The sequence below is a fragment of the Enterococcus sp. 4E1_DIV0656 genome, assembly GCF_002140695.1.
Classification (GTDB): Bacteria; Bacillota; Bacilli; order Lactobacillales; family Enterococcaceae; genus Enterococcus_D; species Enterococcus_D entomosocium.
In genome coordinates this window covers 2,294,357-2,306,982 of record NZ_NGLF01000001.1, presented here as the reverse complement: position 1 = coordinate 2,306,982, position 12,626 = coordinate 2,294,357, and the positions used below count along the sequence as shown (strand labels likewise).

Genomic DNA, 12,626 nt, shown 5'->3' with positions numbered 1-12,626 from the left:
TCTTAGGAGGATAAACCATGTTAGATAAATTCACTCAGTTCATCGAACGCCATCTGGCAGGACCGATGGAAAAACTTGGCAGCCAGCGTCATTTGCGAGCGGTTCGTGACGGGATCGTTTCAACATTGCCATTGATTATCGTCAGTTCGTTCTTTATGATTTTAGCCTTTCCACCGCTGCCTCAAAGTTGGGGCATCTATCAATTCTTGTCTAGCAATGCCACAACCATCTTATTGCCTTATCGAATGACGATGTACATTATGAGCTTGTATGCTGCATTCGGGATCGGATACAGTCTTTCTCGCTCTTATAAGCTTGATGGTCTTTCGGGCGGGATCTTAGCAACGACCGCCTTCTTACTGACCTTCACCCCGGTCAATATCCCAGCAGAAGCGTTGGATGCAGCTGGAACGGTCGGTTTTGTCTTGCCAATGGCCAATTTAGGGAGTGCTGGTATGTTCGTGGCGATCATCACCTCGATTCTTGCCGTTGAAATCTATCGGTTAACGGACAAATCGAAATTTAAAATCACGATGCCAGAACAAGTCCCACCTGCAGTCGCTCGCTCTTTTGAAGCCTTGACTCCCACTTTAGTGATCATTTTAGGAATGGGCGCGATCACTTACTATATCGGTTTTGACTGGCACACGATCGTGGCAAAAGTGGTCGATCCTTTAGTCAGTGCCGCAGATACCTTGCCAAGTGTGCTTTTGATCACCTTCTTGACGACCTTCTTCTGGTCATTCGGGATCCATGGTGCTTCTATCGTTGGTTCACTGGCTCGTCCATTATGGTTACAGTTGTTAGAAGGAAATACAACAGCGCTTGCATCGGGAGATATGATTCCCAATATTGCAGCCGAACCATTTTATCAATGGTTCATCTGGATTGGTGGGGCTGGTTCAACGATTGGTTTGGCTATTTTGTTAGCTTTTCGCACAAAATCGGAATTCGGTTCCAAACTAGGAAAAACAGCCTTAATTCCAGCTATTTTCAACATCAACGAACCACTGATTTTCGGTACACCGATCGTCTTGAATCCAATCTTGATCCCACCATTCATCATTGCGCCTTTAATCAATGGTGTCATTGCATGGGTCGCCACCTCAGCAGGTTTAGTCAATGCCGTCACGGTCAATGCCCCTTGGACATTGCCTGGACCAATTGGTGCTTTCTTAGCGACTGGCGGCGATTGGCGTGCGATCGTGCTGAATGTTCTTTTGATTCTTTTATCGATTCTGATCTATTACCCATTCGTAAAAATCTATGACAAAAACGAATTGGAAAAAGAAAATCAACCAGTCACACAATAATTTGTTGATAAAGGTCGGACGAAGCACCCATCAAGACAATCGGAAGAAGCGCTCCACAGCAGCATTTTTCGATACTAAGAGGTGCTTCGTACGATTTTTTTAGAAAGAGGGAAAACCATTGAAACGAGAAATTGGCCTTTCGATTTACCCCGACCATAGCGATCCTTTACTGGATCAAGACTATTTAAAAAAAGCTGCTGCCCTTGGTTACTCTCGCTTATTTATGAGTATGCTAGAAGTCAGTGAAGGCAAAGAGATCGTCAGAAAAAAATTCTCTTCGATTATCGGGTTTGCCAAGAACCTTGGGTTTGAAACGATTTTAGATATTTCCCCAGCTGTTTTTAGTGATCTGGCGATCTCTTATGACGATCTAAGCTTCTTTGCAGAATTAGGTGCGGACGGTATCCGCTTGGATCAAGGGTTTGATGGCAGCAAAGAAGCCCAACTGACCTTCAATCCATTCGGCTTGGCGATTGAATTAAACATGAGTAATGATGTGAACTATTTAGAAAATATCCTTTCTTATCAAGCCAATGAACCTTTTTTATATGGCTGCCACAATTTTTACCCCCAACGAGGCACAGGCTTAACGGAGGCTTTTTTCCGCAACTGCAGTCAACGTTTTAAAAAATATGGGTTGAAAACAGCCGCCTTCATCACTAGTCAATCAGCCAAAATTGGCCCTTGGGAAGTCAATGATGGCCTGCCAACCTTAGAATCTTGTCGCGATTTACCTTTGGCGTTGCAAGGAAAGCTGCTTTTTGCTTCTGGGTTGATCGATACGGTGATTATTGGCAATGCCTATGCGTCGGATGCAGAACTGAAAGCTCTGGCGGCGATCGATCGCTACAAACTGACCTTTGGCGTTTCCGTAGAAGCAGAAGCCAGCGAAATCGAACGGAGGATATTAGCTGAAACCAATCATTTTCGTCGCGGTGACAGTAATGCGTTAGTCGCTCGTTCCACACAATCACGGGTGAAATACCGTCCCATCGAAAACCTCCCTCATACAAACCAAGAACCGTTTGCTTATGGGGACATCGTTATCGGCAATGATACCTTTGGTCAGTACAAAAACGAATTGCAGATCGTTTTGACCCCTCACCAAGACGCCCGAAAAAACAAAGTCGGTGCTATCCCAAAAGAGGAGTTGCCTTTGTTGGAATATTTGAAACCATGGACCAAATTTGCTTTCGAATTGTTGGATTAAATCATTAGAAAAAAGCCGCTGATCACAAAAGGATCAACGGCTTTTATTAGGTATTAATCTTCTCTTTTGGACTCATCGATTTGATAAACAAATGACGGATCGATCGCTTGATCCAGTGTGTCAAATGCACCTTGGATGCGCCGTTCCACTTCCGCCAAGCCCTCTTTGTCCATCTTTTTGATGTCACTGATATCGATTGGCTCCCCAAAACGGACAGTCACTCGCTTGCGTTTAAATAAATCCTTTAATGTCAGCGGTCCTTGATAAACAGAGGGAACGATCTTGACTTTGGCCATTTTCGCGATCAACGCCATGCCACCTTTTAAGGCCGTTGCATGTCTCGTACCACTTGGGAACATGATCAAGCTAAGATCGGTTTCCTTCAAGATTTTGACTGGCGTCTTTACCGCGCTCGGTCCTGGCTTGTCCCGTTTGACTGGAAAAGCATTGGCATGAATCAAAATGAACCGTAAAATCGGGTTTTTGAACAGCTCTTCTTTCGCCATAAAACTGAATTTCTTTGGCCGAGCAGCCACTGCTAGGTACAATGGATCCCACCAGGTTCGGTGAGGAGCCACTAAAATATAGTTTTCATTTTTAGGTAAAACCTCTTTGTTTTGATAACGAGCATTGCCGTTGATCAAAAATAATACTACGCGAACCACACCGCGCATAAAGCGAAAAAACATACTCATTTTCCTTTCTATTTCTCTCCTATTCAAGTATGCAAAAAAACGGTTTAAATGACAAGCCTTTTTTAGCGTTTCCCATTATTCTTAATCGTAGTATAATACATTGAAATGAATTTAGAACAGGAGTATGCTTCATGTTGCAACCGAACGAACGCATTGACCAATTGTATGCCGATGACATCAAGATTATTCAGAGTTCCGAATTTTTTTCTTTTTCATTAGATGCTGTCTTATTAGCCAATTACGCTAGAGTACCAAAAAGAGGTGTGATCGTTGACCTTTGTGCAGGGAATGGCGCAGTCGGTTTATTTATCAGCAGAAAAACGACTGCTCATATTTATCAGGTCGAATTGCAGGAACGCTTAGCGGATATGGCGCAGCGCAGTATCGAATTAAATGACTTGCAAGAACAGCTGACGGTCTATCCTATGGATTTGAAGAATCTCTTTCAAAAAATCAAACCTGATTCCGTCGATCTTTTGGTCTGCAATCCGCCTTACTTTAAAAATATACCGACGGCGATCAAAAACCCGAATCCCTATTTAGCGATCGCCCGGCACGAGATCACCACAAATTTAGATGAAGTGATCCAAACCGCCAGTAAAGCGTTAAAAATGAATGGAAGGTTTGCGATGGTTCATCGCCCGGATCGCTTTCTCGATATTTTGGACCATATGCGCACCCATCGAATCGCGCCAAAACGAGTCCGCTTCGTCTATCCGAAAGTAGGCAAAGAGGCCAATATTTTATTGATTGAAGGAATCAAGGATGGTAAGGCGGAAGGGTTTAAAATTGATTCTCCTCTCATTACCTATGATGAAACGGGCTCTTATAGTCCAGAAGTGAAGGCGATGCTCTATGGCTGCTGACAACCATTACTTTTATGTCTTACGTTGCAACGACCAATCCTTTTACGGCGGCTATACTACCGATTTGAGTCGCCGCTTATTAGAGCATAACAAAGGCATCGGGGCAAAATATACCCGTCCCGCTAGTCGCAGACCCTTGCAAATGATCCATGCGGAAAGCTTTTCCACTCGTAGTAAAGCCACTCAAGCAGAAGCCGCCTTCAAAAAATTGCCTCGCAAAAAGAAAGAGGACTACCTGATCAGTCATAGGAAAAGCAATGTTCTCTGACCAAGCATGCAAAAAACTACCTGCGCACGGAAGTTTCCTTCTTGAGGGAGCTTTCTTTCGTGACTTAGGTAGTTTTTTTATCGTTATTCATTCCTATTCGGTAACGCCCATTGGGTTTGACTTTTCCCAAATTCTTTCGGGATCACAGAATCAACGGATTGATATTCGAGGGTTTCTTGGGACTTTGGAATCGTGATTGCCGTTAAATAGTTGTTGGTTTCGGAATAGAAACCAATTGTTTCAAAGGAAGGATCAGTCAAATGATATTGAACCCCCTGCAGTTTAGCAGTTGTTTCCTCATCCACAAAAGTCGGTTGATAGCGAGCATAGTAAACCTGGGCGCCCATTTTAAAATATACGGAGTTATGAGCAGAACCAAGAAATTCAATCTCCCGTTCCACCGGTATTGCTTGATAGATTCCTAAAGTTTCAATCGCTTCATTGCTTTGGATGCGCTGATAAATTGCTGTAGTATCAGATTCGTAATATTTATAGCCTAGAAACATCTTTTCGCGATCTCGGATATTCGGTGTGATCAGCGCATTATACGTTTTGAATTCACCATACACTTGATCCCCAATAAAAAAACCTAATAGACACGTAACGACTATGCCGCCAAGCAATAGCGTCACTTTTGGGTTGCGGTTTTCTCGATAAAGCAGAACCATCAGGAACCCTAATAACGCAATCAGACCAACTACCATGAGAATTGGTAGGATCACATAATAAAAACGCTCACTTTGCAGCCATTTTTCGCTCGTCATAAATGCAACCATTTTTTATTCCTCTTCGATTCCTCACTACTCACTGTCTTACCTTTGGTCAAACAGTAGAAGGATCGTCCTTTCATCCCTTTTCATGCCAATTATCCTCAAGGCGCTCAATTCCCATATAAGTTCTTATGAGATTAATTTTACCATAACTATGTAGAAAAGATAAGTGTTAGATGAATTGCTTTTCACAACAAACATCCATTGACAAAAGGAGGGTTTTATCAGATAATATTAATGCTAATCGGGAATGAATGTCTCCCTCAGTTCTTACTGAAACCGCAATTTTGCTAATGACTTCTACCACTTTTTTTAGTGTGTAGCAGTCATTTTTTTATTTTCACTAGGTCGTCGTATTTGCAGGAGCATTGTTCCTATATTCTTTTTAAAGGATCGTGATAGAAATGATGAAACAAAAAACAACTAATTGGGAACTGACTGCTTTAGGTGTGGTCAGTCTGGTTATTGGCGTATTCGCTGGAGCCGTCGACACCTTCTTTGGGAAGATCCTACTTTCCTTAAGCGCCTTTCGTGATAGTCATTTTTTGCCCTTGATTCTCTTTTTACCCATTATCGGCATTTGTTTTACTTACCTGTTCCAAAAGTACGGTGACCGAAGTCCTCAGGGAATGAATTTAGTGTTTTTAGTCGGACATGAAGAAGAAAAAGACATTCCGTTGCGCTTGATTCCTTTTGTAATGGTGGGAACCTGGCTGACGCATTTATTTGGAGGAAGCGCTGGCAGAGAAGGGGTTGCGGTTCAGTTAGGTGCCACCATCGCCAATCGCTTAGGAAAATGGCTGCGACTAGAAAAGTACGCCAGCACCCTGATCATGATTGGGATGGCTGCGGGATTTGCTGGTTTATTTGAAACCCCGATCGCTGCGACGTTCTTCGCACTGGAGGTACTTGTCATCGGTAAATTCAGTCATCATGCACTCTTACCAACTTTGCTGGCTGCTTTCACCGCTAGTACGACTTCTCAATTGTTAGGATTAGAAAAATTTAGTTTTGCTTTGTCACCGTCCCCCGATTTGACTTTGGCTGTTTTTCTGAAATTACTTTTGATTGGCTTAATATTTGGTATTGTTGGTGGCAGCTTTGCGGGATTATTAGAAACGATGAAACGGATCATGAAACGACGCTTTCCTCATCCTCTCTGGCGCATTGGCATCGGTTCACTCGTGCTAGTCTTACTTTTTGTCCTTTTGTATCATGGTCGTTATTCAGGTTTAGGAACGAATTTGATCAGCGCTAGTTTCACGAATCAACCAATCTATTCTTATGACTGGCTGCTTAAGATGGTGTTAACTGTACTGACTATCAGTATTGGTTTTTTGGGCGGAGAAGTCACCCCTTTGTTTGCGATCGGCGCCTCTTTGGGCGTCGTGCTGGCACCGCTCTTCGGACTGCCTATCGAACTGGTGGCAGCCCTAGGCTATGCCAGTGTCTTTGGCAGTGCTACTAGCACTTTATTTGCACCGATCTTTATCGGTGGGGAAGTCTTTGGCTTTGAAAATCTGCCCTTGTTTGTGATCGTCTGCTCCGTCGCCTACTTTATCAGTAAACCCTATAGTATTTATCCCTTACAAAAATCATTGGCAGACGGGAAATGATTCACTTTTGATCCCTCCTCCAGAGCAAAAGAAAAAACCGCGAACAAGTCGCGGTTTTTTTCTTATTTCGCACGTTTTAAGTAGGTACCTTCAGCTGTATTGATTTCTAGCATTTCGCCTTCTTCAACAAAGTCAGGAACATTGACAACTAAGCCAGTTTCCATCGTTGCTGGCTTGCCTGAACCAGTCACAGTCGCCCCTTTGATCGACGGCTGTGTTTCAACAACCTTTAAGATTACGCTTGATGGTAGTTGAACGCCGATTACTTCGCTGCCGAAGAATTGGATTTTTACTTCCATGTTTTCAAGAATAAATTTCATTTCTTCTTCTACCACTTCAACTGGAATTTCATATTGTTCATACGTTTCCAGATCCATGAAGAATGCTGTATCATCCATTGTGTATAGATATTGTACAGCTTTCGTATCAATATGCGCTTTTTCAAATTTTTCTTCTGGACGGAAGGTTGTATCATAAGTCGAACCAGTCCGAACGTCCCGTAATTTCATACGCATAACCGTATTTCCCTTACCTGGTTTGTGATGGCTAGCATCTAATACTTTGATAAGTTTGCCGTCTTGAACGAATGTCATTCCAGCTCTTAAGTCACTTGCATTGATCATAATTTTGAAATCTCCTTCACTATGTGATAATCCTTGTCTATTGTATCAAAAAAAGCTGCTTTATTCTAGCTAAATCAGTGGGAAGGTCGCACAAGTTTACGGCGTTTCTCCATATAGTGAGGGTCATACTCATCTGTCTCAATATAAATATAGACTTTTTTATCTGCCATCTGGTGTCGAATCTCGGCTTCAATCTCATTAATGATCTCATAGCCGACCTCTTCTTGTTTCGAGGCAATATCAACTTTTGCCGCAATCAAAATTTCTGATGGTCCTAAATGCACCGTTTTAACATCAATCAAGCGATCAACATCTGGCCGTTCAAATGCTCTTTTGATCACTGCTAGATCCCGTTTTGTGACACTTTCGCCAATCAGTAGACTGTAAAATTCGCGGGCTAAGAAAATGGCTGCTACCATCAATAAAAGACCAATCAATAAACCACTGAAGGCATCAAAAAATGCGTTACCCGTAATCATGGTTAAAATCGTACCAAATAGTGCGATCATTAGGCCGATCATTGCACAAAAGTCTTCTGTGAAAATGATCAGAATCTCACTATGCCGACTTTCTTTCAAAAAACGATAGATTGGTTGACGTTCCACATTCAGTTCGCGGATCTCCTTGATCGCGATCCACAACGAACTTCCTTCAACGATCATCCCGAAAATCAAAATAGCGATCACCAACCAAGCGTTACCAACTTCATGGGCAGGATGCAGCAGCTTTTCTACCGCTTCCATCACACCGAGTGCGCCCCCACCAAAGAAGAGCATCATCGCAACGATCGTGCTAAAAAAATATTTCGCCCGACCTTCTCCAAACTGATGCAGTTCACTTTGGCCCTTTGTTGCCCGTTTATCCCCGATCAATAAAAAGATTTGATTGCTACAATCCACGACACTATGAATGCTTTCATTCAACATGGCTGCACTGCCACTTAGTGCATAACCGACAAACTTACTAATAGCCACCAAAATATTTGAGATCAGGGCAGCGATGACCGCCATCATACCATTTGCTTTCTTTTCCACACCTTACGCTTCCTCTCATCAATAAACTCCCTGCTTATTATGCAACTATTCTTCACGAATGGATCAAGCTGCCTCTAGTTCCTCAATCAACAGGTGCTTGCTTTTTCAACTTCGCCTCTCTACGGCTGATTTTTTTGGTCCAAAAACCGCCCGAAATATACTTGGGTTCATAGCTGATGATAAACGCTCGTTCTTCCACCGCTTTGATGGTTTGATAGAGCTTTTTCTCACTTTTTCTTTGGGAAAGAATCTCTAAAAATCAGTCGTGGCCCTTCTAAGCCTTCTCCATAACTTTGTGTAACTCCGTAGCCTTCTTGTCGTAAGATCTTAGGCAAACTTTTTTCCTCATCCGTATTACTAGGTAGGATCACTGTGACCATTGTATAGCCCAGAGCCAGCTTATCTTCGATTTTGATACCAATACTGACTCCTGCAGCATAACCTAATGCATAGAATAAGAGATTCAGCGGGTTATCCAAACGATCCAATACCATAGATAAGCCTAAAATATAGATCGTGATTTCGATCATACTCACTAATGGGGCAATCACGCGATACCCTTTCATTGTCAATAAAAATCGCAGTGTGTTCAATGTGACATAGGCGAGATTGATAAAGAAAATCATCGCCAGCATTTGTAGATCAACTCCCATCTTTGATTCCCCCTTGTTCTTAGCATATCAAAAGGCAAGAGAAAATTAAAATATTTGAGCAGGATTTAATTACTAAAATAGCTAAATAAAATTTATACTGGGGAAGATATAGTGCTTAAGTGATTTCATTGATCACTACCATGTCATGATTTTGCTCATTGGTCCATTGCCTGTGGTTTCACTCTCTTCTATTGATCGAAAAGCATATCCACCAAAGTGGGAAAAGCAGTTTAAACCACCGCTCGTCTGTTTCAGACAAAAAAGAAGTCCAATGGCAACTGGACTTCTTTTTGTCTGAGCAACTTTTACAGTGTTCGATCATATTCACGATTGCAGAACATGCTTACTTGTTTTCCAAGGGGTTATTCGTCAGCACCAGGTACGAAACTCAGCTCCCAACGAAGGGTTCCTTGATAACTTGTTGCTTGCGGCCTCGCGCCAATAGGGATTTCCAGCTCGACACTTTTTTGCATGGTATGCTCGTTTCCATAGCGTTGAATCCAAGTACCCGTCCCTTGATTTTCATTGGCACGTGCAATCACTTGGTTCTGCGGTCCTAGCTCAATTGCTTCAACGTAGTCTGGTGCTTCAGAGCGATTTTCTTTAGAGGTGACCATTTCAATATTATTCAAATGCACACTCGCTCCTTTTAAATAGTGCTTAAACGCATCCGTGCTTACGAACCCTTCCTCAGATAATCGGGCACTCAAGGTCCAGCCATTTGGGAGAAATCGACGATCGGAAACCTGAATATAGTTTGGTCGTTCGGTTGATTCATGATCATCCACTGAAGAAATTCGTTGCGGACGCGCCGGATAGCGGCTTGTCGACGAGCGAATCGGTACTGTACCAAAATCGAATTGTGAAACAAAGTCTATACTGATAAACCCGCGATTTTCTGGTATCAAGGGTGGATTTTCAGGTAGAATCGGTTGATCAGGATCAAGGGGATCTTTTGGGTCAACGTCACCAATGGGTTCCACAGTGGTTGATGCTTCTGCCCATTTACCATCAAGAAATGCCTGAGCGGTGACCACCTCACCTTGTGTAAAATACTGGAAAGGTTCTAAATCAGATAGATCAAGTAAATAGTGCCCATTTTCACCCGCTTGTGTGTGAAAGTACTCGCTATTGCCGGCACTATCGACTGGCGTTTCAAGCGTCGGTTCTGGCATCAGCCCCTCTCTTTGAAATCGAAGGTAGCTACCAGGATTGGCGGTTCCCGAAATCGTATAGGCATTAGGTAAGGTTCTATCTTCTGTCAAAGGATCGATGGTCACCGTGATGTCTGGGATTCTCTCAAATAATAGACGTTGTGAACGAGAAGCAAACTGCGAGGCAAACCCTCGACTTGTTTCCTCATTCAGTGAAGATACATTGGTCACATTGGTGTTGGTTCCGGAAATCGCCGCAGTCATGGACAGAATCGGTTGCCACTGAAAATCAGATGGATCTCCTGTATTTCCATGCCGCCACTGGCGAATCGCCTGATTCTTTGCAGTGATTCCTCCCCCTTCAATTAGACCATTTGTGGTGGTCGTTATGGCGCGGGTTCTTTGCAAATTGACACGCTTGGCATCGTCGATCGTCAATCTTGCGGGATTGTTGGCACCGGTAAAGAAAAGTAGCCGTTGGACAGCTTGTGGGCTGTCCGAACGAATATCTAAGGTAGCATCTTTGCCCACGTTGAGATTGCCAGTCGTGCCAGAGAAGTGGAAGATATTTGCGGTTGTATTTTGATTTGTTGCTTCAACCTCTAAGGTGCTGCTGTCTTCTAAGGTGACATGCGTATTGGCACTTAACCAGAAAATATGACTGTACAACGTTCGGTTTGTAGCAGTAACTGACAAGCGACTTTTTTCCATTAAGCGAATATCATGGGGCGTGCCTGATGTGATGACTGCCGGACTGTTGTTTTGTGTATTTAATGCCAATTCCGCACCTTTTCCTAACTCAATGCGTCCATTGCCAGCGACAAAGCGAATATTGGCACCGCCTGCTTCGCCAGCTGAACCGTTGGCATTTAATGATAGTCGGGCATTATTCCCTAGTATGAGACGCGCATTCGTATTATAAAAATCAAGATTTCCTGAGCTGATCGTCGACATTTCGACGTTTGCTCCCTCACGAAGCTCGATTTGGTTGATTTCAAAATTCGCTTGGGTGTTCGAGTGAATCATCCAAGAAGCATTGAAGTCTGATGTATATCTAGGCGTTTGGTGTGAAACCGAATGTCCAGAAAAGCTGGCTCGAGAGTGCAAACCGTAAAACAACTGATTGCCAGTATGGTTGAGATTGTGGTACCGAATGATTGAACGCTGCTGATTTGACATGTTCAAATCATGATATTCAATTGCCCCCCAAAAGTTTCCATGGTAAAGTTCCAAATTTTGCAAGGTAATGTCCCATGGGGAATCAGGATTGACACTCGAATCGCGAAAACAGATCGCTACGGCTCTAAGATCCATCTGAAAGGTGTCGAGACCATCGATGATTAACGTTCTTGAAACTCTCGAGGCATTGATATAAACATAGGCTAATCCGCCATTAGGATTGGCGCTGCTGCTCCAGCCGTCAATTCCCGTAATGCCTAAACGAGGATTATCGTTCGTTTGAAAACTGGCTGTCAAATAAATATAATTGACCGTCGTATCGACCATTGCAGCCATAAATTCGACCCAGTTAGCAACCCCTCTCTTTTTTACGTCGTCGCCTAACAGATATAGATTGCCAGGATCTGACTCTGATTCGTCAGGAATCTGGCTTTCTATTTCCTTCTCTTTTGGTAATTGATCCTCTTTGTCCTCTTGATCGAATTGGTCAGTGGAGTCACTCGAATCGGTTAGCGCATCCTCTTGTGTATCCGTAGGGTTTGTCTCCCGTGCTTCCTTTATTTCAAGTATTATCATTGATTCTGCTACTTCAAATGGAAACGCCCCTGCTGTATCAACTACCAATGGAACCAAAAAATCACTTTTAGGGATATCAGTCGTTAGTTTCCAACCATTCTCTTCAGTGGTTGACGTAATTTTGACTCCCTTTGGCAACTCCTCTTCAACAAAAACCGCAGATTGCGGCAACCGGATCGCTATTTCACTAATGGGACGGCCCGTATGAAACGCAACTAGTAACATGTCTCCTACAGTCCCGGCTTTCGTTGATTCATCAAAATAAATGGCAACTTTTCCCTCAGCCTCTTTCTCTCGTATCGGTTCGAATGGGTCACTCGCAACCGTTTCTTCCTCCAGCTGTGCAGCAAAGAAAATGTTTGAAGAAAACACACTCATGGTTGAAAAAAAGTAGAGTCCTCCAAGTAAGCCAATAATGATGGTGAAATATACCATTCTCTTTTTTTTGTTCATTTGTTGATGCCCCACCTTTCAGCGTATCTTTCCCTTGAAATCGATCATGGATCAGTCCTTCCCAAAGAGCAGCTATAACCATCAGGACGCTTGCTTCCTTTTTTCAATTACGGCTGATCAGAAAACCACAATCCTGCCATCGATTTTAAATGACAAAAGAAATCGCCAATTAAAATAACAAACATTATAAATAACGATGGTTTTGATCGTTTCACT

General features: G+C 43.0%; 10 protein-coding genes, 1 pseudogene and 1 riboswitch. Of the genes and pseudogenes, 5 read left to right on the top strand and 6 right to left on the bottom strand.

The window, feature by feature from the left end:
* The first annotated feature begins 17 nt into the window (after positions 1–17).
* Positions 18–1,313 carry a PTS sugar transporter subunit IIC gene (locus A5882_RS10845; protein WP_008379718.1) on the top strand — a complete coding sequence of 432 codons (1,296 nt, stop codon included), beginning with the start codon at positions 18–20 and terminating at the stop codon, positions 1,311–1,313.
* Positions 1,314–1,431: 118 nt separating this feature from the next.
* A complete protein-coding gene (locus A5882_RS10840) occupies positions 1,432–2,523 on the top strand; it encodes a DUF871 domain-containing protein (RefSeq protein ID WP_086299589.1) in 1,092 nt (363 codons plus the stop codon).
* Positions 2,524–2,576: 53 nt separating this feature from the next.
* On the opposite strand, the gene A5882_RS10835 is transcribed toward A5882_RS10840, so the two are convergent.
* On the bottom strand, positions 2,577–3,212 hold the full coding sequence (locus A5882_RS10835) for a 1-acyl-sn-glycerol-3-phosphate acyltransferase (protein WP_005229679.1): 636 nt from the start codon (positions 3,210–3,212) through the stop codon (positions 2,577–2,579).
* Between the two features lie 137 nt (positions 3,213–3,349).
* Between A5882_RS10835 and A5882_RS10830 the strand changes: the two genes are divergently transcribed.
* Complete coding sequence (locus A5882_RS10830) at positions 3,350–4,084, top strand: tRNA1(Val) (adenine(37)-N6)-methyltransferase (RefSeq protein WP_086372731.1); 735 nt, start codon at positions 3,350–3,352, stop codon at positions 4,082–4,084.
* Positions 4,074–4,352, top strand: a complete 279-nt coding sequence (locus tag A5882_RS10825; RefSeq protein ID WP_005236776.1) for a GIY-YIG nuclease family protein — start codon at positions 4,074–4,076, stop codon at positions 4,350–4,352. The genes A5882_RS10830 and A5882_RS10825 overlap by 11 nt, the downstream gene beginning before the upstream one ends.
* Before the next feature lie 83 nt (positions 4,353–4,435).
* Here A5882_RS10825 and A5882_RS10820 read toward each other — a convergent pair whose 3' ends face one another.
* The gene (locus A5882_RS10820; RefSeq protein WP_008379712.1) at positions 4,436–5,128 is read right to left on the bottom strand and encodes a hypothetical protein; all 693 of its coding nucleotides are present in this window, start codon (positions 5,126–5,128) and stop codon (positions 4,436–4,438) included.
* 231 nt (positions 5,129–5,359) lie between these two features.
* A riboswitch (Fluoride riboswitch) is annotated at positions 5,360–5,432 on the top strand.
* A 94-nt stretch (positions 5,433–5,526) separates the two neighbouring features.
* On the opposite strand from A5882_RS10820, the gene A5882_RS10815 reads away from it, so the two are divergent.
* Positions 5,527–6,738 carry a chloride channel protein gene (locus A5882_RS10815; RefSeq protein ID WP_086299712.1) on the top strand — a complete coding sequence of 404 codons (1,212 nt, stop codon included), beginning with the start codon at positions 5,527–5,529 and terminating at the stop codon, positions 6,736–6,738.
* Positions 6,739–6,800: 62 nt separating this feature from the next.
* Here A5882_RS10815 and efp read toward each other — a convergent pair whose 3' ends face one another.
* The 4 genes and pseudogenes from efp to A5882_RS10795 all read right to left on the bottom strand — a co-directional run bounded on the left by efp (position 6,801) and on the right by A5882_RS10795 (position 12,410).
* Positions 6,801–7,361, bottom strand: a complete 561-nt coding sequence (gene efp, locus A5882_RS10810) for an elongation factor P (RefSeq protein ID WP_005229668.1) — start codon at positions 7,359–7,361, stop codon at positions 6,801–6,803.
* A 74-nt stretch (positions 7,362–7,435) separates the two neighbouring features.
* Positions 7,436–8,395 (bottom strand): cation diffusion facilitator family transporter, encoded by a 960-nt coding sequence (locus A5882_RS10805; protein ID WP_005236780.1) that lies wholly within the window; start codon positions 8,393–8,395, stop codon positions 7,436–7,438.
* 82 nt (positions 8,396–8,477) lie between these two features.
* Positions 8,478–9,048 (bottom strand): annotated as a pseudogene (locus A5882_RS10800) (DUF2179 domain-containing protein).
* Between the two features lie 362 nt (positions 9,049–9,410).
* The gene (locus tag A5882_RS10795) at positions 9,411–12,410 is read right to left on the bottom strand and encodes a WxL domain-containing protein (protein WP_086372730.1); all 3,000 of its coding nucleotides are present in this window, start codon (positions 12,408–12,410) and stop codon (positions 9,411–9,413) included.
* Positions 12,411–12,626: the final 216 nt, after the last annotated feature.